22 protein-coding genes and 1 riboswitch are annotated in these 22386 nt (G+C 65.1%); of the genes, 18 read left to right on the top strand and 4 right to left on the bottom strand.

Translation table 11 applies throughout. The annotated features are described in order from the left end of the window. Position 1: 1 nt before the first annotated feature. Positions 2-2791 carry an aconitate hydratase AcnA gene (gene acnA / locus MYCSP_RS12350; RefSeq protein ID WP_083013201.1) on the bottom strand — a complete coding sequence of 930 codons (2790 nt, stop codon included), beginning with the start codon at positions 2789-2791 and terminating at the stop codon, positions 2-4. 281 nt (positions 2792-3072) lie between these two features. Here acnA and MYCSP_RS12345 point away from each other — a divergent pair, with 281 nt between their 5' ends. The 9 genes from MYCSP_RS12345 to MYCSP_RS12305 all read left to right on the top strand — a co-directional run bounded on the left by MYCSP_RS12345 (position 3073) and on the right by MYCSP_RS12305 (position 12163). Continuing rightward, positions 3073-3630 (top strand): Rv1476 family membrane protein, encoded by a 558-nt coding sequence (locus MYCSP_RS12345; RefSeq protein ID WP_088413880.1) that lies wholly within the window; start codon positions 3073-3075, stop codon positions 3628-3630. Positions 3631-3946: 316 nt separating this feature from the next. Beyond that, on the top strand, positions 3947-5389 hold the full coding sequence (locus tag MYCSP_RS12340) for an NlpC/P60 family protein (protein WP_088415594.1): 1443 nt from the start codon (positions 3947-3949) through the stop codon (positions 5387-5389). A gap of 38 nt (positions 5390-5427) precedes the next feature. Next, positions 5428-6150, top strand: coding sequence for an NlpC/P60 family protein (locus tag MYCSP_RS12335; RefSeq protein ID WP_070910720.1), 723 nt, complete (start codon positions 5428-5430; stop codon positions 6148-6150). Between the two features lie 173 nt (positions 6151-6323). After that, positions 6324-7460: a chaperone MoxR1 gene (moxR1, locus tag MYCSP_RS12330; RefSeq protein ID WP_083335830.1), complete on the top strand. Its 1137-nt coding sequence runs from the start codon at positions 6324-6326 to the stop codon at positions 7458-7460. Beyond that, entirely contained in the window at positions 7457-8419 is a 963-nt protein-coding gene (locus MYCSP_RS12325) for a DUF58 domain-containing protein (RefSeq protein WP_070910291.1), read from the top strand. Before moxR1 ends, MYCSP_RS12325 begins: the two co-directional genes overlap by 4 nt. After that, on the top strand, positions 8416-9426 hold the full coding sequence (locus MYCSP_RS12320; RefSeq protein ID WP_088413879.1) for a VWA domain-containing protein: 1011 nt from the start codon (positions 8416-8418) through the stop codon (positions 9424-9426). The genes MYCSP_RS12325 and MYCSP_RS12320 overlap by 4 nt, the downstream gene beginning before the upstream one ends. Positions 9427-9513: 87 nt before the next feature. Next, on the top strand, positions 9514-10260 hold the full coding sequence (gene fabG1 / locus MYCSP_RS12315) for a 3-oxoacyl-ACP reductase FabG1 (RefSeq protein WP_070910289.1): 747 nt from the start codon (positions 9514-9516) through the stop codon (positions 10258-10260). A gap of 61 nt (positions 10261-10321) precedes the next feature. Then, positions 10322-11131, top strand: coding sequence for an NADH-dependent enoyl-ACP reductase InhA (gene inhA / locus MYCSP_RS12310; protein ID WP_070910288.1), 810 nt, complete (start codon positions 10322-10324; stop codon positions 11129-11131). Positions 11132-11140: 9 nt separating this feature from the next. Beyond that, a complete protein-coding gene (locus MYCSP_RS12305; protein WP_088413878.1) occupies positions 11141-12163 on the top strand; it encodes a ferrochelatase in 1023 nt (340 codons plus the stop codon). Here the strand turns inward: MYCSP_RS12305 and MYCSP_RS12300 are convergent. After that, complete coding sequence (locus MYCSP_RS12300) at positions 12160-12987, bottom strand: hypothetical protein (RefSeq protein WP_083013203.1); 828 nt, start codon at positions 12985-12987, stop codon at positions 12160-12162. The two genes, MYCSP_RS12305 and MYCSP_RS12300, sit on opposite strands and share 4 nt — an antisense overlap. A gap of 65 nt (positions 12988-13052) precedes the next feature. Between MYCSP_RS12300 and MYCSP_RS12295 the strand changes: the two genes are divergently transcribed. The 6 genes from MYCSP_RS12295 (at position 13053) to MYCSP_RS12280 (ending at position 16227) form a co-directional block, all read left to right on the top strand. Continuing rightward, positions 13053-13478 carry an NfeD family protein gene (locus tag MYCSP_RS12295; protein ID WP_083013204.1) on the top strand — a complete coding sequence of 142 codons (426 nt, stop codon included), beginning with the start codon at positions 13053-13055 and terminating at the stop codon, positions 13476-13478. Between the two features lie 30 nt (positions 13479-13508). Then, positions 13509-14663 (top strand): SPFH domain-containing protein, encoded by a 1155-nt coding sequence (locus MYCSP_RS12290; RefSeq protein WP_070910284.1) that lies wholly within the window; start codon positions 13509-13511, stop codon positions 14661-14663. Positions 14664-14674: 11 nt separating this feature from the next. Continuing rightward, positions 14675-14844: riboswitch (M-box (ykoK) riboswitch) on the top strand. 232 nt (positions 14845-15076) lie between these two features. After that, entirely contained in the window at positions 15077-15214 is a 138-nt protein-coding gene (locus MYCSP_RS23315) for a hypothetical protein (protein WP_070910283.1), read from the top strand. Between the two features lie 84 nt (positions 15215-15298). Next, the gene (locus tag MYCSP_RS23595) at positions 15299-15430 is read left to right on the top strand and encodes a hypothetical protein (RefSeq protein WP_070910282.1); all 132 of its coding nucleotides are present in this window, start codon (positions 15299-15301) and stop codon (positions 15428-15430) included. Positions 15431-15484: 54 nt separating this feature from the next. Beyond that, a complete protein-coding gene (locus MYCSP_RS12285) occupies positions 15485-15853 on the top strand; it encodes a DoxX family protein (RefSeq protein ID WP_070910281.1) in 369 nt (122 codons plus the stop codon). After that, positions 15850-16227, top strand: coding sequence for a DoxX family protein (locus MYCSP_RS12280; protein WP_083013356.1), 378 nt, complete (start codon positions 15850-15852; stop codon positions 16225-16227). The genes MYCSP_RS12285 and MYCSP_RS12280 overlap by 4 nt, the downstream gene beginning before the upstream one ends. On the opposite strand, the gene MYCSP_RS12275 is transcribed toward MYCSP_RS12280, so the two are convergent. Continuing rightward, positions 16224-16955 (bottom strand): TVP38/TMEM64 family protein, encoded by a 732-nt coding sequence (locus MYCSP_RS12275; protein WP_088413877.1) that lies wholly within the window; start codon positions 16953-16955, stop codon positions 16224-16226. The two genes, MYCSP_RS12280 and MYCSP_RS12275, sit on opposite strands and share 4 nt — an antisense overlap. 182 nt (positions 16956-17137) lie before the next feature. Here MYCSP_RS12275 and mutA point away from each other — a divergent pair, with 182 nt between their 5' ends. From mutA to meaB, 3 genes are read left to right on the top strand one after another with little or no spacing between them, the layout of a single operon-like run. Further along, on the top strand, positions 17138-18961 hold the full coding sequence (gene mutA, locus MYCSP_RS12270) for a methylmalonyl-CoA mutase small subunit (protein ID WP_070910278.1): 1824 nt from the start codon (positions 17138-17140) through the stop codon (positions 18959-18961). A 1-nt stretch (position 18962) separates the two neighbouring features. After that, the gene (scpA, locus tag MYCSP_RS12265) at positions 18963-21242 is read left to right on the top strand and encodes a methylmalonyl-CoA mutase (RefSeq protein ID WP_083013208.1); all 2280 of its coding nucleotides are present in this window, start codon (positions 18963-18965) and stop codon (positions 21240-21242) included. Beyond that, a complete protein-coding gene (gene meaB, locus MYCSP_RS12260) occupies positions 21242-22213 on the top strand; it encodes a methylmalonyl Co-A mutase-associated GTPase MeaB (RefSeq protein WP_083013209.1) in 972 nt (323 codons plus the stop codon). Before scpA ends, meaB begins: the two co-directional genes overlap by 1 nt. On the opposite strand, the gene MYCSP_RS23415 is transcribed toward meaB, so the two are convergent. Further along, positions 22210-22368, bottom strand: a complete 159-nt coding sequence (locus MYCSP_RS23415) for a hypothetical protein (protein ID WP_165757429.1) — start codon at positions 22366-22368, stop codon at positions 22210-22212. The two genes, meaB and MYCSP_RS23415, sit on opposite strands and share 4 nt — an antisense overlap. Positions 22369-22386 lie beyond the last annotated feature (18 nt).

Raw genomic sequence — 22386 nt, 5'->3', positions numbered from 1 at the left:
GTTAGCCGGCCAGCATGTTCCGCAGCACGTACTGCAGGATGCCGCCGTTGCGGTAGTAGTCGGCCTCTCCCGGAGTGTCGATCCGGACCACGGCATCAAACTCAGTACGAGACCCGTCCTGCTTGGTCGCGGTCACGTGCACGGTCTTCGGTGTCGAACCCTCGTTGAGCTTCTCGATACCGGTGATGTCGTAGGTCTCGGTGCCGTCGAGCTTCAGTGAGGCCGCCGACTCGCCGGCGGGGAACTGCAGCGGGATGACGCCCATACCGATGAGATTCGACCGGTGGATGCGCTCGAACGACTCGGTGATGACGGCCTTGACGCCCAGCAGGCGAGTGCCCTTGGCGGCCCAGTCACGCGACGAGCCCGAGCCGTACTCCTTGCCGCCCAAGACGACCAGCGGGATGCCGGCCTTCTGGTAGTTCACCGAAGCGTCGTAGATGAACGACTGCGGGCCACCGTCGAGGGTGAAGTCGCGGGTGTAGCCGCCCGAGACATCGTCCAGCAGCTGGTTGCGCAGGCGGATGTTCGCGAAGGTGCCGCGCACCATCACCTCGTGGTTACCGCGACGCGAGCCCAGCGAGTTGTAGTCCTTCCGATCCACACCGTGCTCGTCGAGATACTGCGCGGCGGGCGTGCCGGACTTGATGGAACCGGCCGGCGAGATGTGGTCGGTGGTGACCGAGTCGCCCAGCAGTGCGAGTACCCGGGCACCGGAGATGTCGGTGACCGGCGTCGGCTCCAGCGGCATCCCGTCGAAGTACGGGGCCTTGCGCACGTAGGTGGAGGAATCGACCCAGTCGAAGGTGTTGCCCTCGGGGGTCGGCAGGCCACGCCAGCGCTCATCGCCCTTGAAGACGTCAGCGTAGGAGTTGGTGAACATCTCGCGGTTGATCGACGACGCGATGGTCTCCTCGATCTCCGAGGCGCTGGGCCAGATGTCCTTGAGGAAGACGTCGTTTCCGTCGTGGTCCTTGCCCAGCGGGTCGGTGTCGAAGTCGAAGTCCATGGTGCCCGCGATGCCATAGGCGATGACCAGCGGCGGTGAGGCCAGGTAGTTCATCTTGACGTCGGGGGAGATGCGTCCTTCGAAGTTGCGGTTACCGGAGAGCACCGCGGTCACCGACAGGTCGTTGTCGTTGATGGCCTTGGAGATCTCGTCGGGCAGCGGGCCGGTGTTTCCGATGCAGGTGGTGCAGCCGTAGCCGCCCAAGTAGTAGCCCAACTTCTCCAGGTAAGGCCACACGCCGGCCTTGTTGTAGTAATCGGTGACGACCTGCGAACCGGGCGCCATGTTGGTCTTGACCCACGGCTTGGTGGTCAGGCCCTTCTCGACGGCCTTCTTGGCCAGCAGGGCGGCGCCCAGCATGACCGAGGGGTTGGAGGTGTTGGTGCAGGAGGTGATGCCCGCGACGACGACCGCACCATGGTCCAGCACGAAGTTGCCGCGCTCGGCCGACTTCACCTTGACGGGCTTGGACGGACGGCCCTCGCCACCGTTGGCGGCGGACGGAATCACGGCGTCCTCTTCGGCGAAGGACAGCACAGCCGAATCGCTTGCCGGGAACGACTCCTCAACGGCCTCATCGAGATTGGTGTGCGGCGCCGGGTGGTTCTCCTCGACGTAGTTGTGAATGTCCTTGCGGAATGCATTCTTCGCATCAGAGAGCTCGATGCGGTCCTGGGGACGCTTGGGGCCGGAGATGGAGGGCACGACGGTGGACAGGTCGAGTTCCAGGTACTCCGAGAACGCGGGCTCGTGATCTGCGTCGTGCCACATGCCCTGCTCGCGGGCGTAGGCCTCCACGAGCGCCAACTGCTGGTCGTCGCGGCCGGTCAGGCGCAGGTAGTTGATCGTCTCTTCATCGATCGGGAAAATCGCTGCGGTAGAGCCGAATTCGGGGCTCATGTTGCCCAGGGTGGCGCGGTTGGCCAGCGGCACCTCGGCCACACCCTTGCCGTAGAACTCGACGAACTTGCCCACCACGCCGTGCTTGCGCAGCATGTCGGTGACGGTGAGCACCACGTCGGTGGCGGTCACGCCGGGCTGGATCTCGCCGGTGAGCTTGAAGCCGACGACGCGGGGGATGAGCATCGAGACCGGCTGGCCCAGCATCGCGGCCTCGGCCTCGATACCGCCGACGCCCCAGCCGAGAACGCCGAGGCCGTTGACCATGGTGGTGTGCGAGTCGGTGCCCACACAGGTGTCGGGGTAGGCCTGGCCATTGCGGACCATCACCGTGCGCGCCAGGTACTCGATGTTGACCTGGTGCACGATGCCGGTGCCGGGGGGCACGACCTTGAAGTCATCGAAAGCGCCCTGGCCCCAACGCAAGAACTGGTAGCGCTCGGCGTTGCGCTCGTACTCGAGTTCCACGTTGCGTTCGAAGGCGTCGGCCGTACCGAAGACGTCCAGGATCACCGAGTGGTCGATCACCATCTCGGCGGGGGACAGCGGGTTCACCTTGTCGGGATCGCCACCGAGGGCCGCGACGGCTTCCCGCATGGTGGCCAAGTCGACCACGCAGGGAACGCCGGTGAAGTCCTGCATGACCACGCGGGCCGGGGTGAACTGGATTTCCACGCTGGGCTCGGCCGAGGGGTCCCAGTTGGCCAGCGCCAAGACGTGGTCCTTGGTGATGTTGGCACCGTCTTCGGTGCGTAGTAGGTTCTCCGCCAACACCTTTAGGCTGTAGGGCAGTTTCTCGGTACCGGGCACAGCGTTGAGGCGGAAAATCTCGTACGACTCATCGCCGACCTGCAAAGTGCCGCGCGCGCCGAAGGAATTCACTGATTCCGTCTTGTTAGGACTGCTAGTCACATCAGCTCCAAAGCTCGAAGGCCACCCGCCGGCGGGCTGTGCCAGGCGGGGTTCCGGAGGCGCCACCGCAGATGGCTGCCTTCCGCCGCCAGTCTAACAGTACGCTTGTCCCGTAATAAGGGGGATGCCTAAATTTCACTCCGCATTCCCGTCGTGGCATCCACCACCTCCGGTGAGGGCCGCGTTATGCACGCCAAATACGGCGTGTCAGGGTGCGCAACACCGTGCGCGGCGCAGGTTAGATTGGTCGCGTGACGCCGCAGCACCTGCCGACCTTCATTCCCGCCGAGCTGTGCCAGGCGGTGGGGGTGTCAGTCCAGACCGCGGGAACCGACCCCATGGGCTGGTCGGCCAAATGCCTGGAGATGACGCGCGCGGATGTCAACGAGGACGGAGTTGCCGCCCCGTCGGTCGACGTCCCCGGGCTCAAGGATGTCGTCGCGAAGGCGCATGCCAAGAACATCGACCTGAAGGTGATCGCGCTACCGAACAACCCCGGGATCGACACCCCGTTGCGCGATATCGCCACCGAGATCGGTAAGGACCATCCGGACTCGACGATCCTCGTCATCAGTCCGTCCTTCGCGGGAACGTACAGCGCCACGTTCGACCGGGTAACGCTGGAGGCGGGGCAGGACGTCGCCAAGACCGGCAACCCCGTGCTCTCGGCCAACAACTTTGTCGACGAGCTGGGGCGCGAGCACTTCTCGTGGACCGAGCTGACCATTGCGCTTGTCGTGCTAGTCGCGGCGATCTGTGCCGGAATTACGCTCGTTCGCGGCCGCTTCGCGAATGACTCGGTTAAGTAACGATTTGCACACCATTCGCGCAGGCCGTTCCATCGCGAAATAGCCGCGCGCAGTATGTAACCCGGATGAACTGCCGGTATTCAATTCACGTCAATTAACCGTCAGAAGGCGTCTCCGCAATTGTCCGTCAGTGGCCAATTAATTACACATATGTAATTTGTGACTAAAGTTTCATTAGTTGCAAAAGTGACGTACGGTGCAAGTGGCGCCAAAGTGGTTAGTGCGTCTTATGTGACAACTGGGAGCGTGTCGGGGAAGGGCCGCTATGACCGAGAAGGCTCGCCGAACGCCGAAGATCGAGGAGACGGCAGACCGAATGAAACGGACAGTCCCGCAGAATTTCGCGGACCGTTTCGCGGTGCGTGGCAAACGGACCGCGGTGGCAGCCCTGGTGGTGCCCCCGCTCGTGGCTGGGTTGATGATCACGTCCCCGACCATGGCCGTCACCTCCGCCGAACCCAATGACATGGCATCGCTGATCACTCAGCTGGCCGACACCAACCAGCAGATCGAGCAGCTCACCGCGGACGTGCAGACTCAGCAGGAATCCATCAACAAGGGTCTGGTCGACCTGCAGGACGCACGCGATAACGCTGCCGCGGCCGGTCGGGCGGTCGAAGAAGGTCAGCGCGCTGTTGACGCCGCCAACGGCGCGATCGCCGAAGCGCAGGGCAAGTTCGACCGGATGGCCGTGGCCACCTATATGGCGGGTCCGTCCGGCTCATACCTGACGGCGACCAATCCCGACGATGTGGTGCGCCTTGCTTCGGTGACCAAGAGCGTGGAGTCGAGCTCGCAGACCGTCATGGACAACCTGCGCCGGGCACGGACCGAGCAGGTGAACAAGCAATCACAGGCGCGGGCCATTCAGGAGAAGGCCGACCAGGCGACTGCTGATGCGCAGAAACAGCAGGACGATCTGGTGGCTGCGATGCACGACGTGCAGAAGAAGCTGGAATCCCAGCGCGGAGTCGCCGCGGAGCTGGCGGCAAAGAAGAAGAGCGCCGAGGCGCAGTTGGCTGCCGCCCGTGGGCCGGAGTTCTCGGCGTCGGCCGCAAGCGCGCGGGTGATCAATCCGAGCGCCGCCATCGCCGGAAACGGGAACGAATGGACCGAGGGGCCGGCTCCTGCTGCCGCCGGCGGTGGCGAATGGGACACCACTCTCCCGATGATCGCCAGCGCCAACGTGCCCACCGATCCCACGCAGACCATCAACATGGTGTTGGGCATCGGCAACACCGCAGCCAACGTCGGCCAGTCCGCGGTGTGCGGTGTGATCGGCATCTTCTGCCCGAAGGCCGCCCCGGCGGCGGCAGCTTCCGGCGAGGGTGGTGAGTACCTCCCCAAGGTCTACGGCCGCGAGAACGTGGAGCGCGTCATCGCCCGCGCCGGTAGTGCCATGGGCACGCCGTACTCCTGGGGTGGTGGCTCATACAACGGTCCGACCCGTGGAATCGATTCCGGCGCAGGAACTGTCGGCTACGACTGCTCCGGGTTGATGATGTACGGCTTCGCCGCGGTCGGCATCAGGCTTCGGCACTACACCGGATATCAGTACAACTCCGGGCGCAAGGTGCCCAGTGCACAGATGAAGCGTGGCGACATGATCTTCTACGGCCCCAACGCAAGTCAGCACGTGGCGCTGTACCTCGGCAACGGCCAGATGCTCGAAGCGCCGAACACCGGCGATGTGGTCAAGGTGTCGCCGGTGCGCACCAGCGGCATGACGCCCTATGTAACCCGGATGATTGAGTGGTAGAACCTGTGAGCACAGCGAAAACGACCAAGTTGCTAAAAATCCAGGGGCTCTTCGTGTTACGGGCAGCTCTTGCGGTGGGGATCGCTATCGCACTGGTGCTGTTCATGGGCGTACCGCGGGCTACGGCCGATGAAAACCCGCTCGGTCCCAATGTCGGCACGGCCTTCTTGAACGCTCTGGGCCTCAACCCGTCGGGCGGGGACTGGGACAACACGCTGCCCTTCACGGGACCGAGTCAGGGTGCCGATCCGACAAAGATCATGAACGGCGTCATGGGCGTCGGTCAGACGGCGCTGGGTGCGTTGGGAATCGGCGGAAACAGTGCGTCGGCGGGCGCCGGCCGTCCGCTGGTCTACGGCCGCGCGGCGGTCGAACGGGTGATTCAGCGTGGCGGCAGCCAGCTGGGTGTGCCGTACTCCTGGGGCGGCGGAACCGTGCGTGGCCCCAGCGGTGGTGTCGACTACGACGCGGGCAAGGTCGGCTACGACTGTTCCGGGTTCACCATGTTCTCGTATGCGGCCGCGGGCGTGAAGCTGCCGAAGTACTCCGGCGATCAGTACAACGCGGGCCAGAAGGTTCCGGTCTCGCAGGCAAAGCGTGGTGACCTTCTCTTCTACGGCCCCGGTGGGTCGCAGCACGTGGTGATCTACCTCGGCAACGGTCAGATGCTGGAAGCCAGCGGCAGCGCGGAGAAGGTCACGGTGTCTCCGGTGCGCACGGGCGGCATGACTCCTTACGCGGTTCGTATCATCGCGTGGTAGCTCTTCTGATCCTTCGGATGAGCTAGAAGGGCGCGCCAGCGAACGGGTACGTGGACCAAATCCCGGGATGCTGGAATAGTGGACCGGAGGCGCCGCCCAGACTTGGGTGCCGCTCGTGTGGTTCGCGCCACCAACAAGGCATGAAATCGTCAGGCAGAGCCGGAGGGAAGTTGATGTCATCACCAGGGTCACCAGGGGGAGGTGCCGGGTACCCCGGCGGAAGCGCCGGCCCCGCGTCGCACGCCGCGACATCACCGGCCCTGGCCGCCGAGGTGCAGAACCTTGAGCGCGCCATCTTCGAGGTCAAGCGCGTCATCGTGGGCCAGGACCGGCTCGTGGAGCGCATCCTCGTCGGTCTGCTCGCCAAGGGTCACGTGTTGCTCGAAGGTGTGCCCGGCGTCGCCAAGACGCTCGCGGTCGAGACCTTCGCCAAGGTGGTGGGCGGTTCGTTCTCCCGAGTCCAGTTCACTCCTGACCTGGTGCCCACCGACATCATCGGTACCCGCATCTACCGGCAGGGCAAGGAAGAGTTCGACACCGAGCTCGGCCCGGTGGTTGCGAACTTCCTGCTGGCCGACGAGATCAACCGTGCGCCCGCCAAGGTGCAGTCGGCGCTGCTGGAGGTCATGGCCGAACGGCACGTCTCGATCGGTGGCAAGACCTACCCGATGCCCAAGCCGTTCCTGGTGATGGCGACGCAGAACCCCATCGAGAACGAGGGCGTGTACCCGCTCCCGGAGGCGCAGCGCGACCGGTTCCTGTTCAAGATCAATGTCGATTACCCGACCGTCGAAGAAGAGCGCGAGATCATCTACCGGATGGGTGTCACGCCGCCGGAGCCCAAGCAGATTCTCTCCTCCGACGCACTGCTGCGCCTGCAGGACTTGGCGGCCAACAACTTCGTGCACCACGCGCTGGTCGACTACGTGGTCCGGGTCATCTCGGCCACCCGCAACCCCGCGCAATTCGGCCTCGGCGATGTCGCCAACTGGATCTCCTACGGTGCCAGCCCCCGTGCGTCGCTGGGCATCATCGCCTCGTCCCGTGCCCTGGCGCTGGTGCGGGGACGGGACTACGTGATCCCGCAGGACGTCATCGAGGTGATCCCGGATGTGCTGCGCCACCGTCTGGTGATGAGCTACGACGCTCTGGCCGACGAGGTCTCCGCCGACACCGCGATCAACAGGATTCTGCAGACGGTGGGCCTGCCGCAGGTGAATGCCGTTCCGCAACAAGGACATTCGGTGCAGCCGGCGATGGTCGGAACAAACGGCCCGGTCCCGGCCACCCATAACGCCGCGCCCAGGTGAGCACCCCCGCAGCCCGGCCGGTAGATATCCCGTCCCTGCGTCGTGGCGAAATCCGTGATCCGCAGCTGTCGGCGGCGCTGCGGACCCTGGAACTGAAGATCCGGCGCAAGCTGGACGGGGTGTTGCACGGCAACCACCTCGGCCTGATCCCCGGCCCGGGATCCGAGCCGGGGGAGTCACGGCTGTACCAGCCCGGTGACGACGTCCGGCGCATGGACTGGTCGGTGACGGCGCGGACCACCAGCCCGCACGTTCGCCAGATGATCGCCGACCGCGAGCTGGAGACGTGGCTGGTGGTCGACATGTCGGCGAGTCTGGACTTCGGGACCACCAATTGCGAGAAGCGTGACCTCGCGGTGGCGGCGGCTGCCGCGATCATCTTCCTCAACAGCGGTGGCGGAAACCGGCTGGGCGCGATCATCGCCAACGGAGACAAGATTGTGCGGCTGCCCGCGCGCTCCGGACGCGCCCACGAACAGGACATCTTGCGCAGCATCGCCACCATGCCCAAGGCACCCCAAGGGGTACGTGGTGACTTGTCGGTGGCCATCGACGCGTTGCGCCGCCCGGAACGCCGTCGGGGGATGGCCGTGATCATCAGCGACTTCCTGGGCCCCATCAACTGGATGCGGCCGCTGCGGGCCGTCGGCGGCCGGCACGAGGTGTTGGGCATCGAGGTGCTCGACCCGCGCGATGTGGAGCTCCCGGATGTCGGTGAGGTGCTGCTGCAGGACGCCGAGACCGGGATCACCAAGGAGTACCGGATCGACGAGAACCTGCGCCGGGATTTCGCCCAGGCGGCAGCAAGGCATCATGAAGAGGTGGCACGCACATTACGCCGTTGCGGTGCACCGCTTTTGAGCCTGCGGACCGACCGTGACTGGATCAATGACATCGTGAGATTCGTCTCTCAACAGCGCCGCGGTGCGGTGGCGGGGACAGGAGCCGGGGTTCGATGAGTGATCTGCCGTTCTTCGGGCCGATGACTCTGACGGGCTTTGCTCACCCGTGGTTCTTCCTGGTGCTGCTGTTGGTGGCCGGGCTGGTCGCGCTCTACGTGGTGGCGCAGTACATGCGTCAGAAGCGCGTGCTGCGCTTCGCGAACACCGAGCTGCTGGACTCGGTGGCCCCTACCCGGCCGCGTACTTGGCGACACCTTGCGACGGCATTGCTGGTGGTCGGTCTCATGGTGCTGACGATCGCGCTCGCCGGCCCCACACATGACGTCCGGATTCCCCGTAACCGCGCTGTCGTGATGCTCGTCATCGACGTCTCTCGGTCCATGGAATCGACCGACGTCGCCCCGAACCGTCTGGGTGCGGCGAAGGAAGCCGGTAAGGAGTTCGCGCGCAACCTCACCCCGGGCATCAACCTGGGGCTGATCGCCTACGCGGGCACCGCCACCGTGCTGGTGTCGCCGACCACCAACCGCGATGCCACCGTCAATGCCCTGGATAACCTGCAGCTTGCCGACCGCACCGCCACCGGTGAGGGCATCTTCACCGCGCTGCAGGCGATCGCCACGGTGGGCGCGGTCATCGGCGGCGGTGACAAGCCGCCACCGGCGCGCATCGTGCTGATGTCTGACGGTAAGGAAACGGTGCCGTCCAACCCCGACAACCCGAAAGGCGCCTACACCGCGGCGCGTACCGCCAAGGACCAGCAGGTGCCGATTTCGACCATCGCGTTCGGCACCAAGGACGGGTACGTCGAGATCAACGGTCAACGCCAGAACGTTCCCTACGCCCCGGACATGATGGAGAAGGTGGCCAAGCTCTCGGGTGGCGAGACGTACACGGCGTCGACGTTGAGCCAGCTCAAGGAGGTCTACGCCAATCTGCAGCAGCAGATCGGGTACGAGACGATCCGCGGCGACGCCAGTGTCGGGTGGCTGCGTCTGGGCGCGCTTCTGGTCTTGGCCGCGGCCTTCGTCGGGCTGGTCATCAACCGCCGCCTGCCCAACTGACGCGCTACCCGCTTGGTGGGGTCTCTCACGCCGGTCCATGGGCCAGTCGTTTAGGCATAAGTTTAAGAAGACGATAAGTTGAATCTCATGTCTGATGCTCTCGGCGCTAGCGTCGCCCGTCCCGAGTTTGTCTCTCGCTCTGTCCTGGTCACCGGTGGCAACCGGGGTATCGGCCTGGCGATTGCGCAACGTCTTGCCGCCGACGGGCACAAGGTGGCAGTCACCCACCGCGGGTCCGGTGTGCCGGAGGGCTTCTTCGGGGTCGAGTGCGATGTCACCGACAACGATGCCGTCGATCGGGCCTTCAAGGAGGTCGAGGAGCACCAGGGTGCCGTCGAGGTCTTGGTCTCCAATGCCGGCATCACGCAGGACGCATTCCTGATGCGCATGACGGAAGAGAAGTTCGAGCAGGTCATCAACGCGAACCTGACCGGGGCGTTCCGGGTGGCCCAGCGGGCCTCGCGCAGCATGCAACGCAAGCGCTTCGGCCGGATGATCTTCATCGGTTCAGTCTCCGGCACCTGGGGAATCGGCAACCAGGCCAACTACGCCGCCTCCAAGGCCGGAGTCATCGGCTTGGCGCGCTCGATTGCCCGGGAGCTCTCCAAGGCAGGTGTCACCGCCAACGTGGTCGCACCGGGTTTCATCGACACCGAGATGACCCGTGCGCTCGACGAAAGGATCCAGGAGGGTGCCCTGGAATTCATCCCGGCCAAGCGGATAGGCACTGCCGCCGAGGTTGCCGGGGCGGTCAGCTTCCTGGCGTCCGAAGATGCCGGCTACATCTCCGGTGCGGTCATTCCGGTCGACGGCGGCATGGGCATGGGCCACTAACAAACTTTGTCGGACGTCCCCCAGCGTGCGCAGGAGCGCAGGCAATTACCTAAGGAGAATCGTGGCAGGACTACTTGAGGGCAAGCGCATCCTGGTGACGGGCATCATCACCGATTCGTCCATCGCATTCCACATCGCGAAGGTCGCGCAGGAGCAGGGCGCCGAGTTGGTGCTCACCGGGTTCGACCGGTTGCGTCTCATCGAGCGCATCACCCAGCGCCTCCCGAAGCCGGCGCCGCTACTGGAACTCGATGTGCAGAACGAGGAGCACATCGGGAGCCTGGCCGGCCGCATCACCGAGGTGATCGGCGAGGGCAACAAGCTCGACGGCGTGGTGCACTCGATCGGCTTCATGCCGCAGACCGGCATGGGGCTGAACCCGTTCTTCGAGGCGCCGTTCGAGGATGTCTCCAAGGGCTTCCACATCTCGGCGTTCTCCTACGCGTCGCTGGCCAAGGCGGTACTTCCCGTCATGAACCGCGGCGGCAGCATCGTGGGTATGGACTTCGACCCCACGCGGGCGATGCCGTTCTACAACTGGATGACCGTGGCCAAGAGCGCCCTGGAGTCGGTCAACCGGTTCGTCGCACGCGAAGCCGGCGCGGTCGGTGTTCGGTCGAATCTCGTTGCGGCCGGGCCTATCCGGACACTCGCAATGAGCGCCATTGTCGGCGGGGCACTCGGCGAAGAGGCCGGCCAGCAGATGAGTGTGCTGGAGGACGGCTGGGATCAGCGCGCCCCGATCGGCTGGGACATGAAGGATCCGACGCCGGTCGCCAAGACGGTGTGTGCCCTGCTGTCCGACTGGCTGCCCGCCACCACCGGCGACATCATCTTCGCCGACGGCGGCGCGCACACCCAACTGCTCTAGTGGACTCACGTGGATTTTGACGCGGTGCTTCTGCTGTCCTTCGGGGGTCCCGAGGGGCCGCAGGAGGTGCGGCCGTTTCTGGAGAACGTGACGCGTGGCCGTGGGATTCCGTCCGAACGGCTCGACGAGGTCGCCGAGCACTATTTCCATTTCGGTGGCGTCTCTCCGATCAATGGCATCAATCGGGCGCTGATCGATCAGATCTCGTTGCAGCTCCAGCAGGCCGGACGTCCGCTGCCGGTGTTCTTCGGTAATCGCAATTGGCATCCCATGGTGGAGGACACCGTTGCCGATATGCGCGACAAGGGGATTAAGCGGGCGGCCGTCTTCACCACCTCTGCGTGGGGCGGCTACTCGGGCTGTACGCAGTACGTCGAAGACATTGCCCGGGCCCGCGCTACGGTGGGGGACGGGGCGCCCGAGCTGGTGAAGCTCCGGCAGTACTTCGACCACCCGATACTGGTGCGGCTGTACGCCGAGGCGGTGAAAGCTGCGGTCTCACGCGCGCAGGGGGCCCCGCGGCTGGTGTTCACCGCACACTCCATCCCACTGGCGGCGGACCGACGGCACGGCCCCGAGCTTTACAGCCGGCAGGTGCGTTACCTCGCGCAATTGGTGGCCGCCGCAACCGATCACCAGGATTACGACCTGGTGTGGCAGTCCCGCTCGGGCCCGCCTCAGGTGCCGTGGCTGGAGCCGGACATTGTCGATCACCTTGGCGCGCTGAAAGATCGAGGAAAGCGGTCGGTGGTGGTGGCACCCATCGGATTCGTGTCGGACCACCTGGAGGTGGTGTGGGACTTGGACAACGAGGCCCGAGAGTATGCGGACGAGCACGGCATCGAGTTTGTCCGCGCGGGGACACCGGGCGCCGATGCGCGATTCGCGCGGCTCGCGGTGGACCTGATCACGGAGGCCGCCGAGGGACGGGCCCCGCTGCGGGCCAGTGGGATCGATCCGGTCGCCGGATACGGATTCAGTGTGAACGGCGCCCTGTGTTCAGCCCACTGCTGCGTGCGGCTGGAGTCCTAACGCGAGGCGTCGATGATGGCTGCCGCCGCGGCCATGCGCGCCTCGCGCACCACCAGAACGAGCGGCCGTAGGGCATTCGCCACGGCACCGTCGTCTAGGGCACCCGGTAGCTCCATGATTTCGGCCGCCGCCGTGGCGATTGCCTCGACCTGATTGGCCGAGTCGAGTACTCGGATCGCCCGGTGTGGCGCGTGGTCCGGCAGCCGGTGCCCGCGTAGCGTGGATAGGACCTCGTCGACAAGTTCGCGGGGGTCGGCGTCCGTTGCGCCCACAGCCCGGTCCAGCCGGTTGAGCGTCGAGGTGGCCGAACGGATCGCCTGGCGTAGTTGAAACTCGGCTTCCCCAAGGTCCGGTCCGGCTTGCGGGGGGATCTGCGCGGGCAGCGAGTACACGGTCCAGGACAGGCCGATCGTCTCGTCACGGTCCTCGTCGTATTCTACGGCAGGTACCAATCCTATTGCGGTGGAATCATTTCGGTGATCACTGAGCACAATCGCCTCACTGGCTTCCATCGCGTCGCGCTGGAACTGGGTGCCTGCGGGCAGGCCGCGGGGGTCACCCGGCGCGGGCAAGATCACATGGATGTCGGGCGAGCCGTGCGGTTGACCGGTCCCGGTCCGGATCGTCTGCAGGAGGCCGATCGGGCCGTTGTCATCCATATCCGGCCACGAGAGTCCCGTGTGGCCTGCCGCCACCGCATCGTAGGCCGTGACCAAATGTCTTGGTGCCCAGGCGATGAGGGCATCGATGACATCATCGGGCGCCGCGCGGCCTGCCAGCCACGCGCTTGCCCACACTGCCAGGGACACACTCGGATTCGCCATAATGCTCGCAGTCTAAGGCGCCGCATCCGCCCCCACCAGTTGCCCACGCGGGCTAATGTGGACCCATGCCGATTGTGTGGCTCGTCGCAGGCATCCTGCTCGCGGCCGCCGAGCTGATGACAGGGGACATGTTCCTGTTGATGCTCGGCGCCTCGGCCCTGGTCACGGCCGGTGCCGGCTGGGCGTTCGATATGCCGCTGTGGGGCGAGGGGCTGGTGTTCGTGATCAGTGCGGTGGTGCTGCTGGTCGGTGTGCGGCCGGCTCTGCGGAAACGTCTGACTGCGGGCCCGATCCTGCACACCAACGCCAAGGCGCTGGAGGGTAAGAGCGCCATCGTGATTGAACCCGTCGACGACCTGCACGGGCTGATTCGCCTGGGAGGCGAGATGTGGTCGGCCCGCAGCCTGGAGAAATCGGGACGATTCGAGCAGGGTGAGACGGTGACGGTTGTTCAAATCGACGGTGCCACGGCGGTTGTCGAGAAGATCTAGCGCAAGAACCTCAGTGACAGGAGTAGGGGAATGGGAGTAGCTGCCGGAGCCTTTGTGCTGATCGTCTTGATCATCCTGGGCGTCACCATCGTGCTGAAGTCCGTGGCTCTGGTCCCGCAGGCGGAGGCCGCGGTGATCGAGCGTCTGGGGCGGTATTCGAAGACCGTCAGCGGCCAGTTGACCATTCTGGTGCCGTTTGTCGACCGCATCCGGGCCAAGGTTGATCTGCGTGAACGGGTGGTGTCGTTCCCGCCCCAGCCGGTCATCACCGAGGACAACCTGACGGTGAATATCGATACCGTCGTCTACTTCCAGGTCACCAATCCACAGGCCGCAGTCTACGAGATCAGCAACTACATCGTGGGTGTCGAGCAGCTGACCACCACCACGCTGCGCAACGTGGTCGGCGGCATGACCCTGGAGCAGACGCTGACCTCGCGCGATCAGATCAACGGCCAATTGCGCGGGGTGCTCGACGAGGCGACGGGACGCTGGGGACTGCGGGTGGCCCGGGTCGAACTGCGCTCCATCGACCCCCCGCCTTCGGTGCAGGAATCGATGGAAAAGCAGATGAAGGCCGACCGCGAGAAGCGCGCCATGATCTTGAACGCGGAGGGTGTGCGCGAGGCCTCCATCAAGCAGGCCGAGGGTGCCAAGCAGTCGCAGATCTTAGCGGCCGAGGGTGCCAAGCAGGCGGCGATTCTCTCGGCAGAGGCCGATCGGCAGTCGCGCATCCTGCGGGCCGAGGGTGAGCGTGCCGCTCAATATCTGCAGGCTCAGGGCCAAGCCAAGGCCATCGAAAAGGTCTTCGCGGCAGTGAAGTCCGGCAAGCCCACACCAGAGTTGTTGGCATACCAGTACTTACAGACGCTGCCGAAGATGGCGCAGGGTGAGGCCAACAAGGTGTGGCTGATCCCCAGCGACTTCGGCTCGGCGCTGCAGGGCTTCACCAAGCTGCTGGGCGCGCCGGGCTCCGACGGTGTGTTCCGCTACGAACCCTCCCCGGTCGATGAAACATCAGAGCGTCCCGAGGACGACTCCGACGAGGTCGCCGGTTGGTTCGAGACCAAGACCACTCCGGAAGTCGCTGCGGCGCTTGCCGAGGCGCAATCGGCGGCCAAGGAAATCGGCTCGGTGGACCCGGCGATCGATCCGACGAGCCGTCACGGACTTCCCGGGGTATAGTGGATTTCGGTTCAGCACCTTGCTAGGTGAGGCTCCTGCGTGAACACAGGCCACTGATCTGACGACGTCGAGAGACGCCCAAGGTTAGGACAGGTCTTCCCGGACTAAGGGATGACCCAAAGTGGCTTCCGTGATACGGACACGTCGCGCAGTGCCGAAGCCCTGACGAGAGAGGTGCACGCCCGGCCGGCATTACGGTTTCGGGCATTCTCTCTCCCTGTTGCTGCACCGGCGATTTGACGCCCGCGTGCGTCCCGAAGGCAAGGAGGTGAGGCATACCCGTGAAACCCGGCGATAGTCCGTACAGACAATCGAAGCTGCCCACTCGGCCTGCCCGCATCGGTGAATCCTCCACGCGATAGCCGCATCTGACGTGCGCTGGGTCGGCAGCTCCCTATGAAAGGAGTCCGATCATGACCTTGACCATTGGAGCAGTACGGCGTTACTGGGATCGGCGGCGGTTGACCCCGCAGGAGCGGGCCAACATGCAGCTGAGCTACTCGCCACTGGCGGTGGTGTCGGCATCACTGGGCGCACATCCACCGCGCTAAGGGATGGCGGCGACGCCGTAATGAAAGTGTCTAGAAGACGCGGTCGCGCTGGATTCCACCGGCGCGACCGCGTCCAATGGATACATGAGTATTCGCGCGTTACGACGTTTCTGGGAGCGCCACCAGCTGACCCCGCAGGAGCGGGCCAACATGCAGCTGGCCCAGTCGCCGCTGGCGGTCATTTCCGCATCTCTGGGCGCACACGCATCGCACTAGCGGGAATCGGTCGGATCGATCGATTGCCTGGTGTCGTAGTGGTTCACTGGAGCCATGAGCAATGACGCTTTCGTATCTCCCAGAGTTCTCGCATTATTGGGAACATTCCAGGCTGTCGACGCGGCCCTCTGTGTCCAGCCGATTCCCTATGTGGCCAAATGTCTTGACGATGTGCACTTCCCGCGACAGAGCCGATGGATCTTCGCGCCGATCAAAGCCGCGGCCGCGGTGGGGCTGTTGGGTGGTGTGCGTTTCCCCGCGTTGGCCAAGCTGACCCTGGTCATGCTCACGCTCTACTTCAGCCTGGCCGTCGGCGCCCACCTGCGGGTGCGTGATATCGGCCTGAATGCGGTGTCGGCATCGACGCTGCTGGCCACCTACGGTGTCCTGGCAGCCAGGGGATTGACGGCCAAACCATCATGACCGGGCGGCTTTTGGCGAATCCGAAGGTATTGGCCACGTTGGCGGCGATGCAAGCAGCAGATGCCGCGGTGTGTATCGGCCCGATTGGGCCCGTCAAGGCGTCCCTGGAGAAAGTGGGTTTGCCGCAACGGATCTGGTGGGTTCTCCCGGTGGTCAAGTCCGCATCGGCGGTCGGCCTGGCCGGCGGCATCCGGTGGCCCGCGCTGGGACGATTGACGGCGTTCATGCTGACCGTCTACTTCACGCTGGCGGTCGGTGCTCACCTCCGTGCACACGACAAGATGGTCAATGCGGTGCCCGCAGCGAGCCTGCTGGCCTTGTTCGCGACGCTGGCCGGCAAGGGGTTCGAGCAATCGGGGGCCGGGCGGGCCTAGCCGCCCACTCGCTCTGGTTCGTCCGAGGGTTCGGCATCGGCGATCTCGGTGTGGATGCGCTTGTAGCGCCGGATCTCGTAGAGGATGCCCAGCACGCCGACCACCGAGGTGACCAAAGAAACCGCGAACAGCGTCGGGCTGATGTGTCCGGTGAGCGCGTCACCGAGGACCACGACTGCGAGGGTGCCCGGCAGCAGGCCCACAAAGGTGGCCAACGTATACGGCATGACCCGCACGGCAGAGGCTCCCGCGGCGTAGTTGAGGACCGAGAACGGCACCGCCGGGATGAGCCGCATCGACATCACCGCGATCCATCCACGTAGGCGCAATTGGTCATCGACCTTCTTGACCGCGGGCCGATGATGCAGCGCAGCCAGCTTCCATCCCAGTGCGCGTACCGTCCATAGCGCCAAGACGGCACTCGCCGTACTTGCGACGACCGCGAGCAGCACGCCGAGCTGGGTGCCGAACAGCAGCCCGGCTGCCAGGGTGAAGGCGGTGCGTGGGAAGGGCAGCACCGTCACGATCGTGTGGGCGGCCAGGAAGGCCAGCGGGAACCATGGGCCGAGCTCACGCGCCCAATCGCGCATCTGGATGGCCGTGGGCACCGGTACGAATCGCGCGGCCGCGAGCACGATGAGCACGGCGACACCGGTCCACAGCAGCTGACGCCGCGGGAGTCGGCGCAATGCCGCGACCCCCGTACCCCAGATCTGCCGGAACCCCATGCTGAATAAGGGTACGGAGCGTGCGTGAATGGTGCGTATCGGGACACGGCGTCCGCCACCTCCCGGCCCCCGTACTGGGCGGTAGCAGACGGTGTCATTTAGCCTGATGAGTAAGTGTGATAGGCATTTCGGCATGGAGTGCCATATGTGTCGCTCGACGACGAGCAGCAGGGAGCAGTTTTGTGACTGTTGAGGTGCCCGAAATTCGGCATGACTTCGCCAGATGGCAGAAGGATGTCGCCGGGGTGTTGGCGAAGACCACCCGCAAGGCGGTCGAAGATCTGCCTGCGGATCCCGAACGCCTGCTCGACTCGCCCACGTATGACGGGGTTGCGATCCGGCCCTTGTACACGGCGCTGGACGAGCTACCCGAGCCGTCGCTGCCCGGCCAATGGCCGTTTGTGCGCGGTGGTGATCCGCAGCGGGACGTGAACAGTGGATGGAAGGTCGCCGAGCGCTTCGACGGCGCGGGCGATCCGGCGCTGCTGAACGAGGCCATCCTCGACGCGCTGGGACAGGGAGCCAGCGCCATCGTGCTGACGGATCTTCGTCCCGAGGCGGTCGGCCGTGCCCTGCAGGGTGTTTACCTGGACCTGGCGCCCATTCAGGTGGAGGCGGCTGCCGAGCTCACCGCGGTGGCCGAGGCGATATTCGCAGTCTTGGACGCCCATGAGGGCAGCGCCGAGGGCGTCGTCGTGGACCTGGGCGCCGATCCGCTCGGCAGCGCGTTCGCCGAGCGCCCGGGCGTGTCGGTGGATGACGCGGTGGCGTTGGCCGAGCGCGCAAGCGCACGGATCGAGCAGATTCACGCGATCACCGTCGACGGCACGATCGCTCACGAACTGGGCGCCAGCGACAGTCAAGAACTCGCGGTTGCAGTCGCTGCGGGAGTCGCCTATCTCCGACTGCTGCAGAACGGCGGTTTGAGTATCGCAGAGGCGTTGCGGCAGATCAGCTTCCGCTTCGCCGCTACCGATGACCAGTTCCTGTCGATCGCCAAGTTCCGCGCGGCGCGGGTGCTCTGGGCCCGGGTGGCGGAGGTGGCGGGCGCCCCCAACGACGGTGGCGCCCTGATGCACGCGGTGACTTCCGAACCGATGATGGCCCAACGTGATCCGTGGGTGAACATGCTGCGCACCACACTGGCCGCCTTTGGTGCCGGGGTCGGCGGCGCGGACAGCGTACGGGTGCGGCAGTTCGATGACGCCATCGCGGGCGGATTGGATTCGGTATCCCCGGCGTTCTCGGCGCGTATCGCCCGAAACACGCAACTGCTGCTCCTCGAGGAATCTCATGTCGGTCGGGTGCTCGACCCGGGTGGCGGATCCTGGTTCATCGAGGACCTGACGGAAACCCTTGCGCAGCAGGCATGGTCGTTGTTCGCCGAGATCGAGCGCGCGGGCGGATTCGAGGCGGCGGCCGATCTCATTCGTGACCGTGTGGCGGCGACGCGCGCCAAGCGCGCTGACGACATCGCGCATCGGCGTACCTCGGTGACGGGGGTGAACGAGTTTCCGAACCTGGGGGAGGCGCCATTGCCGCCGCACCCCGCCGGGGCGTACAGGTATGCGGCGGACTTCGAGGCTCTTCGGGACCGCTCGGACGCATTTCTGGCTGCCTCGGGTGCGCGTCCGACGGCGCTGCTGATCCCATTGGGTCCGTTGGCCGAGCACAACGTGCGCACCACATTCGCGTCGAATCTGCTGGCCTCCGGCGGTATCGAGACCGTCAATCCCGGTGTGCTTGACGCAGAGACGGTGGCCGGTGCGGTGACCGATGCGGGGGCACGCCTCGCCGTCATCTGTGGAACCGATGGCCGATACGGTGCCGAGGCGGCCGCGGTTGTCGATGCGGCCCGGGCCGCGGGCATCACCGACATCTACCTCGCGGGGCCAGAGAAGGCAGTCGCTGAGGTCGCGGAGTCGTCACGCCCCGACGGTTATCTGACCATGAAAATCAATGCTGTCGAAGCGCTTTCGGCCATGCTGACCAAGTTGGGGGCGTGACATGACTGACCTCACGGATCGTTCTGTGTCCGAGACCGTCCTGGGCAGCTTCGCCGATGTGCCGCTGCACGGTGATCGGGTGGCGGCGGCACCTGATGCCGCCGCCGTCGACGCCGCGGTGGCGGCAGCGGCCGATGCGCACGGATATGCGCCCGAGCAGCTTGATTGGGAAACGCCTGAGGCGATCACCGTCAAGCCGATCTACACGGCCGCCGACCGCGAGGCTGTCCGCAGCGAGGGATACCCGCTCGACACATTCCCCGGTCAGGTGCCCTTCCTGCGTGGCCCATACCCGACGATGTACGTCAACCAGCCATGGACCATCCGCCAGTACGCGGGCTTTTCCACGGCTGCCGAATCCAATGCGTTCTACCGCCGCAACCTTGCCGCCGGTCAAAAGGGTCTGTCGGTGGCCTTCGACCTGGCGACCCACCGCGGGTACGACTCGGATCATCCGCGTGTGCAGGGTGACGTCGGCATGGCCGGTGTCGCCATCGACTCGATCCTCGACATGCGCCAGCTCTTCGACGGGATCGATCTGGGCTCGGTCTCGGTGTCGATGACCATGAACGGCGCCGTGCTACCCATCTTGGCGCTGTACGTAGTGGCCGCCGAGGAGCAAGGTGTCGGTACCGAGAAGCTGGCCGGGACCATCCAGAACGACATCCTCAAAGAGTTCATGGTCCGCAACACATACATCTATCCGCCGAAGCCCTCGATGCGGATCATCTCGGACATCTTCGCCTACACCAGCGCGAAGATGCCGAAGTTCAACTCGATCTCGATTTCGGGCTATCACATCCAAGAAGCCGGTGCCACAGCTGATCTGGAGCTGGCCTACACCCTGGCCGACGGTGTCGAGTACATCAAGGCGGGGTTGGAGGGTGGCCTGGACATCGACGTGTTCGCCCCTCGGCTGTCCTTCTTCTGGGCCATCGGCATGAACTTCTTCATGGAGGTGGCCAAACTGCGGGCCGGGCGGCTGCTCTGGAGCGAGCTGGTGGCACAGTTTGATCCGAAGAGTGCCAAATCGCAGTCCCTGCGCACACATTCGCAGACCTCCGGCTGGTCGTTGACTGCGCAGGATGTGTTCAACAACGTGGCTCGCACGTGCATCGAGGCGATGGCCGCGACCCAGGGGCACACCCAGTCGCTGCACACCAACGCTCTCGACGAGGCGCTGGCGCTGCCCACCGATTTCTCGGCGCGCATCGCCCGTAATACTCAGCTGCTCATCCAGCAGGAGTCGGGTACCTGCCGTCCGATCGACCCCTGGGGCGGTTCCTACTACGTGGAATGGCTGACTCATCAGCTTGCTTCCCGTGCACGCGAGCACATCAGGGAGGTGACCGAGGCCGGCGGTATGGCGCAGGCGATCGACCAGGGCATCCCGAAACTGCGCATCGAGGAGGCCGCCGCGCGTACGCAGGCGCGCATCGATTCCGGTCGTCAGCCTGTGATCGGCGTCAACAAGTATCAGGTCGCCGAGGATCAGCAGATCGAGGTCCTCAAGGTCGAGAACTCGCGGGTGCGTGCCGAGCAGTTGGCCAAGTTGGAGCAGCTGCGCGCCGATCGCGACAACGATGCCGTGCAGGCCGCCTTGGCCGAGTTGACCCGGGCTGCAGCCGATTCCAGCCGTGCCGGCGAAGACGGGTTGGGCAACAACCTGATGGCGCTGGCCATCGAGGCCGCCCGACACAAGGCGACCGTCGGAGAGATCTCCGACGCGCTGGAGAAGGTCTACGGGCGGCACCAGGCCGAAATCCGTACCATCAGCGGGGTATACCGCGACGAGGTGGGAAGGGACGGCGCCGTTAGCAGCGTGACGCAAGCGACCGAGCTCGTGCAGAAGTTCGCCGACGCCGATGGCCGCCGGCCCCGCGTCCTCGTCGCCAAGATGGGCCAGGACGGGCACGATCGCGGACAGAAGGTGATCGCAACGGCCTTCGCCGATATCGGTTTCGATGTCGACGTGGGCCCGCTGTTCCAGACTCCCGAGGAGGTCGCGCGCCAGGCTGCCGACAACGACGTGCACGTGGTTGGTGTGTCGTCACTGGCAGCGGGCCACCTCACCTTGGTGCCCGCGCTGCGTGAGGCTCTGGCAGAGGTGGGGCGCCCAGACATCATGATCGTCGTGGGCGGCGTCATTCCTCCCGGAGATTTCGAGGAGCTGTACGAGGCGGGTGCCGCGGCCATCTTCCCGCCGGGAACGGTGATCGCCGAGGCGGCGATTGGCTTGCTGCATAAGCTGGCTGAGCGGCTTGGGTACGTCCTGACCTGATGTCGGCACCTGACGATCTGGCTGCACTGATCCGGTCGGGAGACCGTTCGGGGTTGGCCCGAGCCATCACCTTGGTGGAGTCGACTCGCCAAGACCATCGTGCGCAGGCCCAGCAGCTGCTGCTGGAGCTGTCTCCTGACGGTGGAAATGCGCTGCGGGTCGGGATCACCGGCGTGCCCGGGGTGGGCAAGTCGACCACCATCGAGGCTCTCGGGATGTACCTCATCGAACAGGGACACCGCGTAGCAGTGCTGGCGGTCGATCCGTCGTCCACGCGCACCGGCGGTTCGATCCTGGGCGACAAGACCCGAATGGGTCGGCTCTCGGTACATCCCGATGCATACATTCGGCCCTCGCCGACTTCGGGGACGCTCGGCGGGGTGGCCAAGGCGACCCGGGAAACGGTGGTGCTGCTGGAAGCCGCCGGGTTCGACGTCATCCTGATCGAGACCGTCGGCGTCGGCCAGTCCGAGGTCACCGTCGCCAACATGGTGGACACCTTTGTCTTCCTCACGTTGGCGCGCACCGGAGATCAGCTGCAGGGCATCAAGAAGGGCGTGCTGGAGCTTGCCGATCTGGTCGTGGTGAACAAGGCTGACGGTGAGCACGCAATCGAGGCCAAGAAGGCCGCTCGGGAGTTGTCGGGTGCGTTACGTCTGATCTATCCGCATGACACCCTGTGGCGTCCACCGGTTCTCACCATGAGCGCACTGGAGAACAACGGTGTGTCCGAGATGTGGGACACCGTGCTGCAACACCGCAAGGTGCTGACCGAGGCGGGGGAGTTCGATGCCAGACGTCGCCGCCAGCAGGTGGAGTGGATGTGGGCGATGGTGCGCGATGCGGTGCTGGATCGGGTGCTCAACGCACCCGATGTCAAGGCGGTGCGTGCAGAAGTCGAGCAGCAGGTACGCGAGGGCACCCTCACACCCGCCCTTGCTGCCGAGCGCATTCTGTCGCTGGGTTCCTAGGGATCCCCGTGTGTCGGCAGCGGCAACGCGTTGATCTCGGTGGCGATGCGGGGCAGAGTGAGGGCTGCGGATCTGTAGACCTTCTCCTGTGAATCACTCAGGGCAACAAAGAGATCAGAGGTGAGGGACGCGAGTATCGGTCCCGCATTCTCCACGGCAACTGGGTAGCCGCC

Source organism: Mycobacteroides saopaulense, from assembly GCF_001456355.1.
GTDB classification, from domain to species: domain Bacteria; phylum Actinomycetota; class Actinomycetes; order Mycobacteriales; family Mycobacteriaceae; genus Mycobacterium; species Mycobacterium saopaulense.
Note: the sequence above shows the minus strand (reverse complement) of the source record. Positions and strands in the feature narration are given on the sequence as shown.